The 18,980-nt window shown below is 37.3% G+C and carries 17 protein-coding genes; 8 read left to right on the forward strand and 9 right to left on the reverse strand.

The features are described from left to right. Positions 1-179 precede the first annotated feature (179 nt). Together ACKX2A_RS04560 and ribA are read right to left on the reverse strand one after the other, a co-directional pair. Positions 180-1,610, reverse strand: coding sequence for an SDR family oxidoreductase (locus ACKX2A_RS04560; RefSeq protein WP_415327849.1), 1,431 nt, complete (start codon positions 1,608-1,610; stop codon positions 180-182). Positions 1,611-1,656: 46 nt separating this feature from the next. Continuing rightward, positions 1,657-2,247 (reverse strand): GTP cyclohydrolase II, encoded by a 591-nt coding sequence (gene ribA / locus ACKX2A_RS04565; RefSeq protein ID WP_415327850.1) that lies wholly within the window; start codon positions 2,245-2,247, stop codon positions 1,657-1,659. 97 nt (positions 2,248-2,344) lie between these two features. Between ribA and ACKX2A_RS04570 the strand changes: the two genes are divergently transcribed. The 8 genes from ACKX2A_RS04570 to ACKX2A_RS04605 all read left to right on the forward strand — a co-directional run bounded on the left by ACKX2A_RS04570 (position 2,345) and on the right by ACKX2A_RS04605 (position 9,347). Next, positions 2,345-3,004: a TetR family transcriptional regulator C-terminal domain-containing protein gene (locus ACKX2A_RS04570; RefSeq protein WP_415327851.1), complete on the forward strand. Its 660-nt coding sequence runs from the start codon at positions 2,345-2,347 to the stop codon at positions 3,002-3,004. A 2-nt stretch (positions 3,005-3,006) separates the two neighbouring features. Next, on the forward strand, positions 3,007-4,323 hold the full coding sequence (locus ACKX2A_RS04575) for an ABC1 kinase family protein (RefSeq protein WP_415327852.1): 1,317 nt from the start codon (positions 3,007-3,009) through the stop codon (positions 4,321-4,323). A gap of 286 nt (positions 4,324-4,609) precedes the next feature. Beyond that, a complete protein-coding gene (locus ACKX2A_RS04580; RefSeq protein WP_415327854.1) occupies positions 4,610-4,765 on the forward strand; it encodes a DUF2256 domain-containing protein in 156 nt (51 codons plus the stop codon). After that, positions 4,717-6,015, forward strand: coding sequence for a DASH family cryptochrome (locus tag ACKX2A_RS04585; protein WP_415327855.1), 1,299 nt, complete (start codon positions 4,717-4,719; stop codon positions 6,013-6,015). The genes ACKX2A_RS04580 and ACKX2A_RS04585 overlap by 49 nt, the downstream gene beginning before the upstream one ends. Next, positions 6,000-7,481: a cryptochrome/photolyase family protein gene (locus ACKX2A_RS04590; RefSeq protein WP_415327857.1), complete on the forward strand. Its 1,482-nt coding sequence runs from the start codon at positions 6,000-6,002 to the stop codon at positions 7,479-7,481. The genes ACKX2A_RS04585 and ACKX2A_RS04590 overlap by 16 nt, the downstream gene beginning before the upstream one ends. Before the next feature lie 113 nt (positions 7,482-7,594). Beyond that, a complete protein-coding gene (locus tag ACKX2A_RS04595; protein ID WP_415327859.1) occupies positions 7,595-7,876 on the forward strand; it encodes a TIGR03643 family protein in 282 nt (93 codons plus the stop codon). Between the two features lie 100 nt (positions 7,877-7,976). Further along, complete coding sequence (locus ACKX2A_RS04600) at positions 7,977-8,675, forward strand: SDR family NAD(P)-dependent oxidoreductase (protein WP_415327861.1); 699 nt, start codon at positions 7,977-7,979, stop codon at positions 8,673-8,675. Positions 8,676-8,699: 24 nt separating this feature from the next. Next, a complete protein-coding gene (locus tag ACKX2A_RS04605; RefSeq protein ID WP_415327863.1) occupies positions 8,700-9,347 on the forward strand; it encodes a MarR family winged helix-turn-helix transcriptional regulator in 648 nt (215 codons plus the stop codon). 401 nt (positions 9,348-9,748) lie between these two features. Here ACKX2A_RS04605 and ACKX2A_RS04610 read toward each other — a convergent pair whose 3' ends face one another. The 7 genes from ACKX2A_RS04610 to ACKX2A_RS04640 form a co-directional block, all read right to left on the reverse strand. Then, a complete protein-coding gene (locus tag ACKX2A_RS04610; protein ID WP_415327864.1) occupies positions 9,749-10,702 on the reverse strand; it encodes a transketolase family protein in 954 nt (317 codons plus the stop codon). Between the two features lie 273 nt (positions 10,703-10,975). Beyond that, positions 10,976-11,821 carry a transketolase gene (locus ACKX2A_RS04615; RefSeq protein ID WP_415327866.1) on the reverse strand — a complete coding sequence of 282 codons (846 nt, stop codon included), beginning with the start codon at positions 11,819-11,821 and terminating at the stop codon, positions 10,976-10,978. A 4-nt stretch (positions 11,822-11,825) separates the two neighbouring features. Next, positions 11,826-12,479 carry a fructose-6-phosphate aldolase gene (gene fsa / locus ACKX2A_RS04620; RefSeq protein WP_415327867.1) on the reverse strand — a complete coding sequence of 218 codons (654 nt, stop codon included), beginning with the start codon at positions 12,477-12,479 and terminating at the stop codon, positions 11,826-11,828. Positions 12,480-12,591: 112 nt separating this feature from the next. Continuing rightward, on the reverse strand, positions 12,592-14,622 hold the full coding sequence (locus tag ACKX2A_RS04625; protein ID WP_415327869.1) for an alpha-glucuronidase: 2,031 nt from the start codon (positions 14,620-14,622) through the stop codon (positions 12,592-12,594). Positions 14,623-14,797: 175 nt separating this feature from the next. Next, positions 14,798-15,772, reverse strand: a complete 975-nt coding sequence (locus ACKX2A_RS04630) for a glycoside hydrolase family 43 protein (RefSeq protein ID WP_415327871.1) — start codon at positions 15,770-15,772, stop codon at positions 14,798-14,800. A gap of 185 nt (positions 15,773-15,957) precedes the next feature. Beyond that, a complete protein-coding gene (locus tag ACKX2A_RS04635; protein ID WP_415327872.1) occupies positions 15,958-17,079 on the reverse strand; it encodes an endo-1,4-beta-xylanase in 1,122 nt (373 codons plus the stop codon). A gap of 243 nt (positions 17,080-17,322) precedes the next feature. Beyond that, positions 17,323-18,777 (reverse strand): MFS transporter, encoded by a 1,455-nt coding sequence (locus ACKX2A_RS04640; protein WP_415327874.1) that lies wholly within the window; start codon positions 18,775-18,777, stop codon positions 17,323-17,325. Positions 18,778-18,980 lie beyond the last annotated feature (203 nt).

Raw genomic sequence — 18,980 nt, forward strand, 5'->3', positions numbered from 1 at the left:
ATAAGTGTATATTATATAGAAATCTATAGTATCCAAGTTAAAGGGCAATCAGGAATAATTTAAAAATTTTAATAATAATTATCGTTGATGCTTATTGCTGCCTATATTCCATCTTCAAGTTACAAGTCTTTTCTAAAATCTTCTAAAGATCATTTTCGGTTAAATTTTTTAAAATTATATTACTTTCCAGCCAGCTGCCTTAACATTCCCCTAAAAATAATCCCATGAAACGGCAAAACAGAATACCAGTATAATCTCCCCGTTAATCCGTGAGGTCGGAAAACCGCTTTTTGCCAAAGCTTTCCTTTGTAAATTTTAAACATCAGCCATGCTTCACCAGGAAGTTTCATTTCAGCAAAGAGAATCAGTTTTCCTTCTTCTTTGTTGGCGTAAAGTACTCTCCAGAAATCCAATGCATCACCTTCGTGAAGTTTTGTCGGATGTGTTCTACCTCGTCTTAAACCAGGTCCGCCAACCAATAAATCCATAAATCCGCGAATTTTCCAAAGACTTTGACCGTACCAACCGTTTGCACCCCCCAAAGAAAAAACTCTGTCGAGACATTTTTCGCGGTCATCATATTCTTCAGTTCTTAAATCTGTAAAACAGCCATATTTGGGGACGTCAAGATAATCTTTCAGGCTGGAATCGCTTCTGCTGCTGATAAAACTATCTTTCCAGCTTGAGGCAATTTCGTTGTCCTGAATTTTAGCTAAGGTTCTTCTTAACGCCGTATCATAAGAAAATGGCTGAACTCCCGTAATCTGTTTGATCTCTGAAAGGCTTTCCGTTCGACATATCACTTCAATCTTCATACTTCCGACCAAAGCAGAAGCTAAGTTATAGGACGTCGAAGTAATGAAATAAAGCCAATAAGAAGACAATTTCGGAGTCATGACAGGAACAGTAAAAATTTTTCTTTTCAGTCCTCTTATTTTGGCAAACTCCAAGAGCATTTCTTTGTATGTCAAAACATTATCACACCCGATGTCAAAGTTTTTTTTATATGTTTGTTCTTTAAATAAGGTAAAAATCAGAAAATCCAGAACATTGGCAATTCCAATTGGCTGACATTTGGTGTGAAGCCATTTTGGAGCAATCATCACCGGTAGTTTTTCTACCAAATCTCTGATGATTTCGAAAGAAGCGCTTCCTGAGCCAATGATAATTCCTGCTCTCAAAACCGTTGCCGGAACTTTACAATTCATCAGAATTTTTTCAACTTCAAATCTTGAGCTTAAATGTTTTGATAAGTCTTTTTCATTCGCCAAACCCGAAAGATAAATGATATGTTTACAATCAGTAGTTTCAATAAAATTAGAAAAATTTATGGCGCACTGTCGTTCAATTTCTGCATAATCGTTGCTGTTGCTCATGGAATGCATCAGATAATATGCACCAGAAATATCTTTGGGTATATTTTCCAACGTTTCAGGCTTCAGAAAATCCACTTCCACCACTTCAATCTGAGTATCATCAATATCAACACTTTTGGAGAAACGGTTTTTATCCCTGCAACAGCAAATCACCTGATAACCCTGCGCAGCGATTACGTTGATCATTCGTTTTCCGATGTATCCGGTGGCTCCGGTAAGCAGAATTTTTTCCATAAGATTTGAGTTTGGTGTCTGAAATATTTCTCAGAGAATGAGAAAATTATACCTTTTCTAAAAGATGACCGAAATAATCTTTCTTTTTTGAAAGATAACTTTCGTTTACATCATTGGATTCTATTTCCAGAGGAATTCTTTGATTCAGCTTAATTCCACTGTTTTCCAAAGACTTAAGCTTATCCGGATTATTGGTGAGCAAATTAATTTCTTTTACATTCAGAATCTTCAGCATTTCAACTGCCACATCAAAATTTCTTCCGTCTGCAGGTAAGCCTAGCTTTAGATTAGCCTCTACCGTATCAAAACCTTTCTCCTGAAGCGCATATGCCCGTAATTTATTAATGATACCGATATTTCTTCCTTCCTGACGAAGATAAATAATCATTCCTCCTTTTTCAGACATATATTTCATTGCTGCATCCAACTGTTGTCCACATTCGCATTTTTTTGAATGAAAAACTTCGCCGGTAATGCATTCAGAATGAAAACGAACATTCACGGTCTTGCTGAAATCTGTATTTTCTGCCACCCAAACCAAGTGCGGATTCCAGTCATTTTCACGCTCTGAAAATGCATAGACAGCGAACATTCCAAAATCTGTAGGTATATTCGATTGTGCTTGTATTGTCAACATAATTCAAAAATTAAATAGTTTACATAGTACAAATTTATACTTTATTTTAATTAAAGATAAAATTAATTACTAAATTTGTTCATAAATAAATTCTATCATGCAAGAACAAGCCAATATCACTAAAGAAAAAATATTTGAATTGTACGGTGATTATCTCTTGAATTACGGTGCAAAGCCCAAAAATGTTTATCTTTTTGCTAAAGAAAATGATTTCGAGGAAAAAGAATTTTATCATTATTTCTCAGGATTCGAGCAGATTGAAAAAGAAATGCTGAATCATCTTTTTACAAAATCTTTGGAACTCGCTTCGGAAGTTAATTCTTCAGATGAGGTAACCACGAAAGAAAAGATCCTGAATGCATATTATATTTTCTTTGAAAATCTCACCATGAACCGTTCCTTAGTGTTATCAATTTTGGGATCTCATCGATTCCAATCCATCAAAATGCTTCAGAATCTTCGTGAAACCCATAGAAAATTTATTAGTACTTTGGATTTCAATGAATGGGAAATGATTGAAAAGGCGAAGCAGGACATTAGAAAATTCAATGAAAAATCCAGACAGGAAGTGCTTTGGCTGCATCTGGTTTCGGCTATTGAATTCTGGAAAAAAGATACCTCTCCCGATTTTGAAAAGACAGATATTTTCATTGAAAAAACAATCGATACCGGTTTCGAATTAATGGATAACGAACCACTCAGAAAAGTCTTTGACCTAGGGAAATTTCTTTGGAAAGAAAAATTTAAAATGAGCTAAGAATGAAAACATTAGATAAAATTCCTACCGGAAAAATTGAACGAACGAGCAGCCTTCTTAAAGCAGGTGCCAAAGTCGGGGTCAATTATCTCAAATATTATGGAAACAAAATCACCAAAGATGAAGAAGAAGCCCGTAAAATTCTAAACGAAGACAACGCAACAGATATTTATGACTCTCTGAAGGAGCTAAAAGGCTCTGCCCTGAAGGTCGCACAAATGCTGAGTATGGAAAAAAATATCCTTCCTGTAGAATATGTAGAAAAATTTTCGCTTTCGCAGTTTTCGGTTCCAGCTTTGTCGGGAGCTTTGGTGAAGAAGACCTTCAGGAAATATTTCGGTAAAAATCCGGAAGATATTTTTGATGAATTTTCTTCGGAATCGGTAAATGCTGCGAGTATCGGTCAGGTTCACACGGCGAGAAAAGGGTATCAGAAACTTGCAGTTAAAATTCAGTATCCCGGAGTCAGAGAAAGTATTTCCAGTGACCTCAAAATGGTAAAACCGATTGCCATGAAGATGTTCAACATCAAAAAAGAAGGTTCTGAATCTTATTTTCAGGAAGTCGAAGATAAACTGTTTGAAGAAACTGACTATAATCTCGAACTTAATCGCAGTCAGCACTTTGCAGAGGAATGTAAACATCTTCCGAATGTAAAATTTCCGCATTATTACCCTGAATATTCCTGCGAAAAAATTATTACCATGGACTGGATGGCGGGAATTCATTTTTCAGAATTTACTAAAAAACAAAATTCTCAGGAAAATGTTAACAAAATTGGGCAAACCCTTTGGGATTTTTATATGTACCAGATGCATATCCTGAAGAAAGTTCATGCAGATCCACATCCCGGAAATTTCCTGATCTCTGAAAACAAGGAGCTTCTGGTGATTGACTTTGGCTGTATTAAAGAGATTCCGGAAGATTTTTATATTCCGTACTTTGAACTGGCAAAAGAAGAAAATCTTAAAAATCCTGAGATTTTCCGTGAGAAATTATTTACATTGGAAATTCTTCGGAAAGAAGATTCGCCAAAAGAAGTCGAATTTTTCTCAAATCTTTTCTATGAATTGCTTGAACTTTTTACGAGACCTTTCAATCAGGAGAAATTCAATTTTTCAGATGAATCATTTTTCCAGGAAATTGCCGACCTCGGGCAACGCTATTCTAAAATAAGCGACATGAAAGGAATGAACACCAACCGTGGTTCCAGACATTTCATTTACCTGAACCGAACGTTTTTCGGATTGTACAATATGATGCACGACCTGAAAGCGAAGGATGTAATAATTAATAATTTTAAAAATTATTGTAAATAGGTTTAACCGCAAAAGTCACAAAAGATTTTCGACGTTTTATAAGTCATCAAAAGTGCTAAAAAGGTTTGAAACGATTGTGTTGGAATAAATGAATCATTAACAGGTCGCTCCTACGGAGCTCTCATCTTAAAAATTTTTTTCTAATAACAGTTAGCTCTTATTGGAGCATTGTTAGATTCCGTGGGAATTGACTGTTAATAGACGATAGAAAGCCGCAAAAGGAAGCTCCATAGGAGCGACCTGTTAACATTTCAATTATATCTGAATTAAAAGTTAATATAAAAATATGCCATCTGGATTACCCTCAAAAATCTGTGAAGTCTGCGGATTGCCTTTCAATTGGCGGAAAAAATGGAAGAAAAACTGGGACGAAATAAAATATTGCAGCGAAAGATGTCGAAAAAACAAAAAATCAACATCATCTGGTTTACCAAAGACTTGAGAACCAGAGATTCAGAATCATTATACAGAATCATGCAGGAGGAATTGCCTTTTCTTGCCGTTTATGTTTTTGATGCTGAGCTTTTTGCACAACAGCAGTTCGGCTTCAAAAAAATCGGAAAATACCGCACTAAATTTCTGTTGGAAAGTGTAAAAGATTTAAAGCAAAATTTAGCGAAACAGAATATTCCCTTTTTAGTCAAATATGGCAAAACGGAAGATGTTTTTAAGAAAATTTCCGAAGAATTTGAAGTGGTAAAGATTTTCTGTCAGAACGAATGGACCAAGGAAGAAGTTTATTTACAATCTAAAATTGAAAAAACTGTTCCTACAGCCATTTGGGAAAAATCGTATTCGCAGTTTCTGGTTCATCCGCTTTTTGTTTTTAAAACGTTAGATAAAATTCCGATGCTTTTTACTACGTTCAGGCAGAAAATCGAAAAGAATCTATTGATTCGCCCTGAATTTGAGTCGAAAGATTTGATGTACAATAAATTGGCAATTCATTTTAAAAGTGATACCATTTCATTGAAATTGCTCGGGTTTGAAGATTTTGAAACTGATGAAAGAACGGCTTTTCCTTTTTCCGGCAGTGAAAATGAAGCTTTAAAAAGATTGCATTATTATTTCTCGGAAACGCAAAATTTGAGTCAATACAAGCAAACCCGAAACGGTTTGGTGGGAAAAGATTACAGTTCAAAGTTTTCCGTTTGGTTGTCTGATGGAAGCCTTTCTGCTGTAACCATTTACCACGAAATAAAAAAATATGAAGAGGAATTCGGAAGCAATGAATCCACTTATTGGCTGATTTTTGAATTGCTTTGGAGGGATTTTTTCAGGTACGTTTCTTTACAGCACAAAGATTTTATTTTTTGGAAAAATGGAATCAACCATCAAAAATATTTCTTTGAAAATAATAAAACATTGATTCAAAAATGGAAAGATGGAGAAACTGATTCCGATTTCATCAATGCCAATATGTTCGAACTGAAAAATACCGGCTGGATGAGCAACAGAGGTCGTCAGAATGTGGCTTCCTATTTCTGCAAGATTCTGAAACAGGACTGGAGGATTGGAGCCGCTTATTTTGAGGAAATGCTGATCGATTACGATGTTCACAGCAATTACGGCAACTGGATGTATCTCGCCGGAGTCGGAAACGATAATCGTGACCGGACTTTTAATCCTGAAAAACAAGCAGAAATATATGATCCGAATCAAAAATTCAGAAGTTTATGGCTAAAACAGTAAAACATACCGCCCAATTTATTTTTCCTCATCAGCTTTTTGAGGATAAAGATTATCTGGATAAAGAACAGCCTGTCTTTTTGGTAGAGGAATTTCTGTTTTTCAGACAATATTCATTTCATAAACAGAAGATTGCATTTCACCGTACAACCATGAAATTTTATGAAGATGAATTAAAAAATTCAGGATTTGAAGTTAGATATATTGAAAGTTCTTCGGAATTTTCAGACCTCCGAAATTTGATTCAAAAAATTGAAAAAGAAGGCTTTAAAACGATAAAAACAAATGATGTTTGCGACAATTGGCTGGAAAAAAGATTAAAGAAAACAAAATTGAAACTCGAAATTTTAGACAGTCCGCTTTTCATCAATACGAAAGAAGACCTTAAAGATTATTTTAAAGATAAAAAATCTTATCATCAGACCGATTTTTACAAACAGCAGAGAATCACCCGAAATATTCTGATGAAAGCCGGAAAACCATTGGGCGGAAAGTGGACGTACGACACGGAAAACCGGAAGAAATATCCGAAAAATAAAAAAGCTCCTGCGATTCATTTCCCGAAAAATAATGAATATTATGAGGAAGCAAAAAAATACACCGAGAAGCATTTTCCAAAAAATTACGGAACACTTACTGATGAACAGCTCTATCCGACCACTTTCAGAGAAGCTGAAAAATGGCTGGAACAGTTTCTGGAAAATCGTTTTCATGAATTTGGCGTTTATGAAGACAGTATTGTAGAGAAGGAACATTTTCTCCATCACAGCGTACTTTCTCCATTGATGAATGTAGGACTCTTAACACCTGAATATGTTTTGGAAAAAGCGATTTCGTTTGCAAAAGAGAATGATATTCCGGTGAATTCTCTGGAAGGTTTTGTGCGACAGATTTTGGGTTGGAGAGAATTTGTTCGTGGGGTTTATGTTTATCAGGGAACGTATCAGCGAAATAAAAATTACTGGAACCACAAGCAAAAACTTCCGCAATATTTTTACACTGCCAAAACGGGAATACGACCGATTGACAGTTCGCTTCAGAAAATTCTGAAAACCGGCTATGCACATCACATAGAAAGACTGATGATTTTTGCGAATTTTATGAATCTTTGTCTGTTTGATCCTGATGAAGTGTACCAATGGTTTATGGAAATGTTCATTGATTCTTATGATTGGGTAATGGTTCCGAATGTTTACGGAATGAGCAGTTTTTCGGACGGCGGAAAAATGAGCACGAAACCGTACATCAGCGGAAGCAATTATATTAAAAAAATGAGTGATTATCCCGACGGAAAATGGGTGGAACAATGGGATGCGCTGTTTTGGAACTTTATTAATGACAATAAAGATTTTTTTGTCCAAAATCCAAGATTGGGAATGATGTTGAAAACACTGGAAAAAATGCCGGAAGAAAAGCGAAAACAGCATTTTAAAACTGCGAAAGAGTTTATTGGAAGTTTAAAAAAATAAGTAAAGATTTTTAAATATTATTTATTATATCAAATCTTCGATTCTCTCAGCAAAACAATAAAATATTCAAATAAGTAAAATCTTAATGAATTCTGTGTTAAAAGATAAATACAATGAATAAAAACCTCAACATAAAAGAAATCGACAGAGTCATCGAAATGGGCTGGGAAGACAGAACGCCGTTTGAAGCGATAAAGTTTCAGTTTGAAATCAGTGAAGCGGAAGTGATTGAACTGATGCGTTCGGAATTGAAAGAATCAAGTTTTAAGCTTTGGAGAAAGAGAGTAAATTCCGGAGTCAGTAAGAAACATCTGAAGAAGAGAAGTGAAGAAATCGACCGCTTTAGATGTAGCAGACAAAGAATTATCAGCAATAATAAAATCTCAAAAAGGTAATTTTTTACCACAAATGCATAAAATCTTCCTGAAGATAAAGATATTCAAAGTAAAAAAGTATTTGTGGGCTTCGTGTTCAAAAACATTAATATAAATTATTATGAAAAATATCGTCATCATCGGTTGCGGAAAAGGAATCGGATTAGCAACGACAAAAATTCTTGCAGAAGAAAATAAGATTATCGGAATTTCAAGAACGGAAAATCCAGAATTGAATCACCCCAATATTGAATTCCATACAATGGATATTCTTTCAGGAAATTTAGATGAAATTACGTTCCCTGAAGTGGTGGACGGACTGGTTTATGCGCCGGGAAGTATTAATTTAAAACCTTTTAACCGGTTTTCTGTGGAGGATTTTAAGAATGATTTTGAAATCAATGTTTTGGGAGCGGTGAAAATTATTCAGAAACTATTGCCGAATCTAAAAAAATCGGAAAGTTCTTCAGTTGTGCTTTTTAGTTCAGTGGCAGCAAAATTGGGAATGCCTTTTCACGCTTCGATTGCAGCGAGTAAAAACGCGGTGGAAGGGTTGACCAAAAGTTTGGCAGCAGAATTTTCGGCACAGAAAATCAGGGTGAACACAATTGCGCCTTCTTTGACGGACACAAACTTAGCATCACAACTTTTAGCAACCCCTGAAAAAAGAGAAGCTTCCGCGAAAAGACATCCGCTGCAGAGAGTCGGAACAGCTGAAGAAATTGCTGAGATGACGGCATTTTTGGTTTCGGATAAATCGGCGTGGATTACCGGACAAATATTTGGAATCGACGGTGGACTTGGAAGTATAAGACTGTAAAAAAAATTAAGTTAAATTTGCGCTATGAATACTGACTTTTTCATTGATTTGCTTCATCAGGTAAAAGAATTTGAAAATTCCGAAGCTTATAAACCTCACTCAACACTGGAGGATTTCCGTCTTTGGATCAACGATCAAAAATACAGAAAAGAGAGTCCGACAAAACTTTTTAAAAATGAACAGCATCAGGTATCATTCACGGAAAATGAAATATGTAAGCAGGTTTTGCTTTTGGGACGTTATTCTAAACAGCTGATAAGAAAAGGACTTAATGATTTTCCTGAACTGGCTAACGAAGAATTTACTTATCTCTATCGGCTTAAAGACGAACCGAATCTAACTAAAATTCAGCTGATTGAAAGAAACGGGCATGAAAAACAAACCGGAACTCAAATAATCAAGCGGCTTTTGGAGTATGGTCTAATTGAAGAAAAAAATGATATAGAAGACAAAAGAAGCAAGCGTCTCAACATTACCCGAAAAGGTGAAGATTATTTCCACCGCTCCGTTGAAAAAGTGAATCTGACCTCTAGAATTCTGGCAGGAAAACTCGACAATAAGGAAAAGGCCGAACTTTTAGAATTGCTAAAGAAGCTGAATGATTTTCACTCGCACATCTACGATCAATATAAAAATTCCGAATTATCTCAAATCTCAGAATTGGTTAAATAAAAAAAGCTAATCGTAAAATGTAAAGTATTAATAGATCCGCTAGTGATGAACTAAAATATTGGAAATACGAAAATATATGCTATTTTAAGAAACTGCCGAATTTTAATTATACAAGATAACCTAACACTTTGATTCAGTTTACAAAAACATTATTGCTTTTTTAAATTTCAAAATTATCAATTAGTACATTTAAATTTCGATCAATAATTCCTTAGACAATTAGGAAAAGGTTTGCAGTTAGCAATGAGCGAGAACCGACCGCGACCAATCTGGAGTAGCTTACCAATTTTAGATCTGCTGCAAATTTACTCGCAATGGTTCTCGTTCAAAATTTTCTATCTTATTTTTTCATAATTTTTTGATGAAAATTTAATGCTTCAAAACCATAATTTAATTTGAAATTATTTTCTACTCATCACTTTTTTCACTGCTTCAACAATATCATTGGCAGTCAATCCGTATTTTTCCATCAGTTGATCGGGTGTTCCGCTTTCCCCGAAACTGTCTTTGACGGCAACGTATTCCTGAGGCGCAAGATGTTCTGTAATGAGAAGCTGCGCAACGCTGTCGCCTAATCCTCCTAATCTGTTATGTTCTTCCGCAGTTACTACACAACCCGTTTTTTTAACGGAAGTAAGAATTGATTCCGAATCTAAAGGTTTGATAGTGTGGATATTGATAATTTCTGCGTCAATGCCCTGCTCTTCAAGAATTTCTCCGGCTTTAATGGCTTCCCAAACCAAATGCCCTGTTGCAACAATCGTGACATCTTTTCCTTCATTCACCATCCACGCTTTTCCGATTTCGAACTTTTGATTTTCATCGGTAAAAACAGGAATTACAGGACGTCCAAAACGTAAATAAACCGGACCTTCGTAATCGGCAATGGCAATGGTTGCCGCTTTGGTCTGGTTGTAATCACAGGTATTGATAACCGTCATTCCGGGAAGCATTTTCATTAATCCGATGTCTTCGAGAATTTGGTGAGTAGCACCGTCTTCGCCTAAAGTTAAACCAGCGTGAGATGCACAAATCTTAACATTTTTCCCTGAATAAGCCACCGACTGACGAATCTGGTCGTACACTCTTCCCGTAGAAAAGTTAGCAAAAGTTCCGGTAAACGGAATTTTACCTTCTATTGCCAGACCTGCTGCCATTCCAATCATATTGGCTTCTGCAATTCCGACCTGGAAAAAACGTTCCGGTGCTTTTTCAATGAATTTTTCGAATTTTAAAGAACCGATAAGGTCTGCGCAAAGTCCGACAACATTGGGATTTTTATCCGCCAATTCTGCCATTCCCGCTCCGAAGCCGCTTCGGGTGTCTTTTTTTTCTGTGTAGGTATATTTTTTCATTTTTTATATCTGTTGATGGATTACCATTCATTACATTTCCATAGGTTTTACCTATGGCTATTAATATTGAACCCTTCGGGTTCTTTAAAAACATTAATTTAAACAGCGAATCTCTCGCAGCCCGGCTTGAGTGGAGCTCTTTTTGCAAATTTCGGTTGTAGGAACAAGCATTGGGAAATTTGCAAAAAAGCGGGAGCGGAAGACATAGATGAGAGAAAAGTGAAGGCTTTTATCGAAATCTACGAACGAAGTTCTAAGCTGCCCCAAATTATTTTAATAATCACCCAAAGTTTCTTCTAATTGGTCTAATGCTTTTGCCAGTTGCTCGTCATTCGGTGCTTTTCCATGCCATGTATGACTTCCCATCATATAATCGACACCGTAGCCCATTCCTGTTTTCAACAGGATACAAATCGGCTGACCTTTCCCTGCTAATGATTTGGCTTCGTTCAGAACGTTCAGAATTTCTTCCATATCATTTCCGTTTTCTACTTCAAGAACCTTCCAGTCAAAAGCTTGAAACTTGGTTTTAAGATTTCCAAGAGATAGTACTTTGGAAGTCGGACCGTCAATCTGCTGTCCGTTATAATCTACGGTGGCGATGAGATTATCAACTTTGTTGTGGGAGGCATACATAATCGCTTCCCAGTTTTGCCCTTCCTGCAATTCGCCGTCACCGTGAAGACTGAAAACAAGATTCGGATCTTTATCTAATTTCTTTCCGACCGCGTGACCGACTGCTACAGACAATCCCTGTCCAAGCGAACCGGATGCAATTCGAACTCCGGGAAGATGCTCATGCGTAGTGGGATGTCCCTGCAATCTGGAATTCAGTTTTCTGAATGTTGCCAGCTCAGATTTGTCGAAATATCCTGCGTGCGCCAAAACACTATAAAAAACAGGAGAAATATGACCATTGGAAAGATAAAAGACATCTTCGCCTTTCCCCGTCATATCAAATCCTTCTTTTCTTTTCATCGCATCAAAATAAAGGGCTACGAGAAAATCTGTACATCCTAATGAACCTCCCGGGTGTCCCGACTGGCAGGCGTGAACCATTCTTACAATATCTCTTCTGACCTGAGAAGCGATACTTTTTAGTTTTGAAATATCGTGCATATTTTTATTGCATTTTTTGTGAGTCTTTGATAAACTGCTCCAAGCCAGAATCCGTTAAAGGATGCTTCAGCAATGACAAAATCGGAGGCAAAGGACAAGTCACGACATCAGCACCAATTTTTGCGCAGTTGATGATGTGCATCGAGTGACGAACGGAGGCTGCTAAAATCTCAGTTTCATATCCATAATTATCGAAAATGGTTCTGATTTCCTGGATTAAATGAAGACCGTCTGTGGAAACATCATCCAGTCTGCCTAAGAACGGAGAAACATAAGTTGCTCCTGCTTTTGCCGCTAAAAGAGCCTGTCCGGCTGAGAAAATTAGGGTGCAATTGGTGCGGATTCCTTTTTGGGAAAAATATTTGATCGCCTTGATTCCGTCTTTGATGATGGGAACTTTTACCACTATATTTGGATGAATGGCTGCCAACTCCTCGCCTTCTTTGATCATTTCTTCATAGGTTGTGGAAAGAACCTCCGCTGAAATATCGCCGTCTACAATTTCGCAAATATCTTTGTAATGTTGCAAAATAGCTTCTTTTCCGCTGATTCCTTCTTTTGCCATTAGAGACGGATTGGTTGTAACGCCATCAAGGATTCCCAAATTCTGAGCTTCTCTTATCTGCTCCAAGTTGGCAGTGTCGATAAAAAATTTCATAGATTATATTGTTAATTTTATTTAAGTGTTAAATTTACACTTAATTCACAAAACAAACAACTTCCTGTCTCAAAAGATTTAGAAGTTATTTGTTTAAATTTAAATAGGTTGATTAATTGTGATGCCCCATATTGAGCTTGATTTTCTTTAGATCTTCAAGCTGTTGAACAGGTTTTTCAATGTCAGACGGAATTGGCTTTTGGGAAAAAGTTTGAAAATACAACAGGCACGCATCTTTCCACCAAACGGCATCTTTTGCCTGAATTTTCAGTTTATCCTGAACATCTGAGAATCTTTGCGGATCAACATAAGGTTGCATTTTGTCCCAGGTTTTCTGATAATCTCTCACTTCGTGAACTCCAGAATCATATTTGTAACACAACTCATCCCAAAGTGTTTTTCCATCACTCATTTTATAATCCCAAGGAACGTGGTGGAACCAAAGAATCAGGCTTTCAGGAGTTGTCTTGATGTTTCCATAGATTTCGTTAAGTGGCGGAAAATATTGCGAAGCAGCATCGCTTCCCGTTTTTGTTCTATCGAATCCGATTCCTTCTGCATTAGCCTGATGATAATACACCGGTGACCAATCGGGTCTTCCGCCTTTGTAATCGCCCCACGGTTCCGGACCGTAATGGTGACCGCCGGCAAAAATGTGGTGAAGACCAAGCGGCATCATATAATCTACGGCAGTTTCACGTGAAGTAAGCATTATTTCTTTGACTGGATTTACGAAGTCTTTATTATTAGTAAAAGTCATTTTAATCCATTCATCTGCAATCTGTTCCGAGGTTAGATCGTGATTCCAGGCCAAACGTCCGAAAGCGTACCAATTAGCCTGTGCAAAGTGATGTCCCGTCCAGTTTTGATCTTCTCCTATATTGGCAACAGCGGAAATCGCCGTTAATTTTGCAGGTCGTAAAGTTCCATCCGTGATTTTAGCAATCGTAGAACCTTTTCCATCCGAAAATGTATCGCTGTCTAAAGTTTCTTTGAATAACGGCGCCAGAAAAACCAGATGATTAGCCTGTCCTAAATATTCCTGGGTAATTTGAAATTCGACCATTTCAGAAGTTTTTCTCAATGCCCCGAATAGCGGGTTGAAGGCTTCTCTAGGCTGAAAATCTATGGGTCCGTTTTTAATCTGAATAATGACATTGTCTCTGAATTTTCCATCTAAAGGAACAAATTCCAGATGTGCCTGTTTCGCACGGTCTTCTTTGCTCGGGCTGTAAACAAATGCTCTCCACATCACGATTCCGCCATAAGGTTTCAAAACATCTGCCATCATATTGGCTCCGTCTGCGTGGGTTCTTCCGTAATCCTGCGGTCCGGGCTGTCCTTCGGAATTGGCTTTTACCAAAAATCCTCCGAAATCAGGAATCAGTTTGTAAATTTCAGCCGCTTTATCTTTCCACCATTTCTGAACATCCTCATTCAACGGGTCTGAATTCTGTAATCCACCCAAAACTTTTGGTGAAGAAAAATTGACAGACAGATAAACTTTGATTCCGTAAGGTCTGAAAATATCGGCTAAAATTTTGACTTTTTTAAGATAATCTTCACGAAGCATATTTGGTGATGCATTCACATTATTTAATACCGTTGCGTTGATTCCGATGGATGCGTTGGCTCTTGCATATTCTTCGTATCTCGGCGAAAGTTTATTAGGTAAGTCTTCCCACTTCCAAAGCGAATGACCAGCATAACCGCGTTCAATGGTTCCGTCGAGATTGTCCCAATGGTTAAGAATTCTTACGTCGTAGGAAGGTTTTTCTTCAAGTTTCAGATTAGAAAAATTGGCTTTCTGTTGTTGTAAATTCAAGATATGATAACTTCCGTACAGCAATCCTAAATCTGTTTTTGCCAAAACGCTGATTTTTTTTGGAGTAGAAACGATTTTGTATCCGTCTTTAAAATTTTCCGGAAATCTGTCAATCTTCAAATCAACGGCTTGTCCTGCCCAATGTTGGTTCAGTTCTTTTTTGGCGATTTCAATAGTCGGACTTTTACTGTTTGAATTCACAATATTTCTTAGCTTTGGATTAACCGGATATCTCAGCCATAACTGACTTCCGTCTTCAGCAAAAGCCATTAACGGAAGGATTAGAAACAGTAATATGTAATGTCGGAAATGTTGCATTATTTTAAATTTTTGCTTTAAATTCCATAGGTTCTACCTACGCCTATTGATATGAACCCTTCAGGTTCGGTTTTTATCGTTAATATTCCATAGGTTTCACCTACGGCTACTTTTGTTGAACCCTTCGGGTTCTCTTTAATGAAAACAATTTAAGCATCAATAACAAACTAAAGATTTACTTACTGTCTTCCAGTCCTTCAATGGTTTTGATTTTACCGTCGTTATCGTATTCAATTTCAACAACCTTCATACTTCTTAGCCACGTTCTTCCGCCACTCGGAACAGAATCGTGGAAAAACAGATACCATTTCCCTTTAAATTCCACAATACTGTGATGCGTGGTCCAACCCACAACAGGTGTCAAAATTTCACCCTGGAAAGTAAACGGACCATAAAGATTATCGCCCACCGCATAACAAATCAAATGCGTGTCTCCTGTGGAATATGAAAAGTAATATTTATCGTTGTATTTGTGCATCCAGGATGCTTCAAAAAAACGGTGTTTGTCACCGTGAAGCAAAGGATTTCCGTTTTCGTCCAAAATCACAACATCTTTCGGTTCTTCACCAAATTCCAGCATATCATCACTTAAAGCTACGACTTTTGATGAAATGGCGGGCTCATTATCGTTAGGAAGAATGGCAGATTCTAAAGCCTTGTTATTTCTATAGCGCTGCAATTGCCCACCCCAGATTCCACCGAAATACATATAATGCTTTCCGTTATCCTCAAAAAGACAAGGGTCGATGCTGTAACTTCCCATCATCGGATGTTTTTCCGGAACAAACGGACCATAAGATTTATCGCTCACCGCAACCCCGATTCTGAAAATATCATTTTTGTCCTTCAGCGGAAAATACATATAATATTTGCCATTTTTGAAAGCCACATCGCAATCCCATAACTGTCTTCCCGACCAAGGAATATCTTTTACCGAAAGAACAACACCGTGGTCCGTAACTTCGCCATTTTCCACATCATCAAGGGAGAAAACGTGGTAATCATTCATATCGAAATGGTCGCCGTTGTCGTTTTCTTCGATGCCGCTTTCACGGTCGTGTGATGGATAAATGTAAAGTTTTCCTTCAAAAACGTGTACGGAAGGGTCTGCCATATAATCTTTCGGGAAAAGGTATTTTGCTTTGTTCATTTTATAGTTTTGATTTTTAGGTAATAGATTTTGTTTTTTAACCACAAAAGGCACAAAAGAAATGATTGAAAATTTTAGCTAATCAAAAGTTCAAAAAAGGAAGCCGCAGTAGACGTTTTGCTTTTTTGTTCTTTTGATGCTCTTAACTGTAAAGTAAGTCTTTTGTTACTTTTGTGGTTTAATAATTATTTTTCTTTCGTTAATTGAATTAATTTCTCTACAACTGGTTTTGCCTGATAATTTCTGTCGAATGGCAGCGGATAATCTGTTCTGCCTTTTACCGGGAAATCGTTTTTCCAGGATTGATTGTCGGTAACGCCCCACAATGTCACTCGTCTGATTTTATCCTGATGTTTAATGAATAGTCTGAAAAAATCCAGATAGCGGTTTTCCCATTCTTTTGTCACATTTTCAGGTAATCCTTTGGTGTAAGGATTCATTTTCGCCTCATATTCTACTTTGTCGGAGACATTCGCAGAAGTTCCCCACGGTGAAGGAAGAGCACTTATTTCCATTTCGGTAACATTGATTTTTACTCCGGCTGCTGCGTAATCGACGATTGCTTTTTCGTATTCTTCCAGTTTTGGATTGTCTAATCCTACGTGGGTCTGCATTCCGACTCCATCGATTCTGATTCCTCTGGATTTTAGATTTTTAACAACTTTGGTAACGGTTTTTACTTTTTCCGGAAACCATTCGTTGTAATCGTTGTAATAGAGTTCGGCATTCGGGTCAGCTTCCTGCGCATATTGGAAAGCAAGCGGAATAAATTCTTCGCCGAGAATTTCGTAAAATTTGCTTTTGCGGTACGTTCCGTCTTCCATAATCGCTTCGTTTACGACATCCCAACCTTTTATACGGCCTTTGTATCTGCCGACCAACGTTGAAATATGACTTTTCATTCTTTGTTTCAGAACGTCGGGAGAAACATCTTTTCCGTCTTTGTCCACGAAAAACCATCTTGGTAATTGTGAATGCCAAATCAAGGTATGACCGATGATGAACATTTTGTTTTTCTCTCCGAATTCTACGAATTTATCAGCATCACCAAAGAAGAATTTTCCTTCCTGAGGTTGGATAAACATTGATTTCATACAATTTTCCGCAACAATGGAGCTAAATTGCTTCTTGATGATTTCATCCGATTTTACATCAGTACCGTCAATTTGCGGAAGGCTCATTGCGGTTCCGATGTAGAATTTATTTTTGTAGGAATCTTTCAGGGAATCTTTTGAGGATGCCGAACTTGCTGTTTTGCAGGAAACGGTCAAGGCTAAAATTCCTAATAATGCAGCTATTTTTTTCATTGTTAATTTTTTAAATTTTAAACGCAAAGAGCACAAAGATTTTTTGACTACTATACTTTTTTAAGGTTCGCAAAGGCGTTACACTCAGCTAAGAAATACAGAACTTAATTTTTTAATCATCATTAAATTAAAAAGTCGAATCTCTCGCAGCCCGGCTTGAACGGAGCTCTTTTTGTGGAGCAAAGCGGAACAAAAAAGCGGGAGTGGAAGACGGATTAAGCTGCCCAAACAATTAAACCAATACTAATCTTCTTTTTTCCTTCTTTCTTTGAGTTCTTGTTCGATTTGGGTTTCCATTTTTTTGTTGATTTCGTAGAACATTAATAATCCACACGCCGCAAAGAACGGAATGGCCGGAAAAATACTGACCAGCATCTGAGCGCCGTTTGCAACGGATTCCGGCTGGATAACGTTTTCGGTTCCTTCGGATGAAATGTAGCCGTAATGCCCGATAATGGAAGAAACCAACGAGCTTCCGATGCTCAAACCTACTTTTAATCCAACCATCATCGCGGAAAAAATAATGGCTGTGGCGCGCCTGTTGTTTTTCCACTCGGAATAGTCGGCTACATCCGCAATCATTGCCCAAAGCAACGGTGTACTGATTCCGTAGAAAAAGCCGTGCAGAATCTGGGAAAGGAACATTAATCCTACCGATTTCGGCGGATAAAAGATGAATGCAACAATAAATAAAGTTGAAATAAACAAAGAAGCGATGAACGCATCTCTTTTCCCGTATTTATCGGCAAATCTTTTTGAGAAGGTAATCCCAACAATCATCATAATGATTCCGCCTGCATTGAAGAGCCCGAAACCTGCTGAACGAGGGTCTTCACCGAAGAAATTCATTCCGATGGAACTGAAAAATGCGGTAATCGGCGAAATGAAATTTTTCAAAGAAGTTTCATCGACATAATTGTTGAAATAATAAACGTATGAACCGCCTTTCATTGCCAAAGTAATGAAAATCAAGGCTGTAACTACCAACATTATTATCCAAGGCTTGTTTTTCTTTAAGTCTTTTAAATCGGCTCCCAAAGAGGATTCCTGCTCCGGTTTTGGAATGACTCTTTCTTTGGTAGTGAAAAATGTGATGAGCAACATAATCGTTCCGATAATCGCTAACCAGGTCATCACAATTTCGATTCCGGCTGCTTTGTCACCTTTCCCTGCCGATAAAATTATGGGCAACATAAATACCTGAACGAAAAACTGTGCAAACATCACCGCCACAAAACGGTAAGAGGAAATGCTGTTTCGCTCGCCCATATCGCCTGTAATCACGCCGCTCAGTGCTGCGTAAGGTAAATTATTAGCCGCGTACAAGAGTAATAAAATTGTGTAAGTTGCTGCTGCATAAATCATTTTCCCCTGATACGAAAAATTGGGCGTGCTGAATGCAAAAAGTGCTGCTGCACCCAACGGAACGGCAGAAAATAAAATCCACGGACGGAATTTCCCCCATTTGGTTCGGGTTCTGTCTGCCAAAGCACCTACCATCGGATTGAACCCGAAACCGGCAACGAGTCCGACAATCAAAGTAATAATGGAGGCGTCTTCCGGCTTTAATCCGTAGATATCGGTGTAAAAATAAGCTAAGTAAGTCACCAAAGTCTGGAACACCAGATTGGCCGCTAAATCTCCCAAACTGTAGCCGATTTTTTCAACGACAGATATTTTCTGAGATGGATTGTTCATATAGTTTATGGTTGTTTTTTATTTAGATAGATAGATAATAGACTGATAGATGAAAGATTTTTTAAACATTAAGAATTTAAGAGGCTTAATTTTTCTTAAATAAAATTGACTTGTTAATTTCTTAAAATTTTCACTTATTATTAAATTTCTTAAATCCTTAATGTTTAAATAAATTAGAAATAAACAAGTTTATTTAAATTAAG

The organism is Chryseobacterium sp. MMS23-Vi53, from assembly GCF_047651245.1.
Lineage (GTDB): Bacteria > Bacteroidota > Bacteroidia > Flavobacteriales > Weeksellaceae > Chryseobacterium.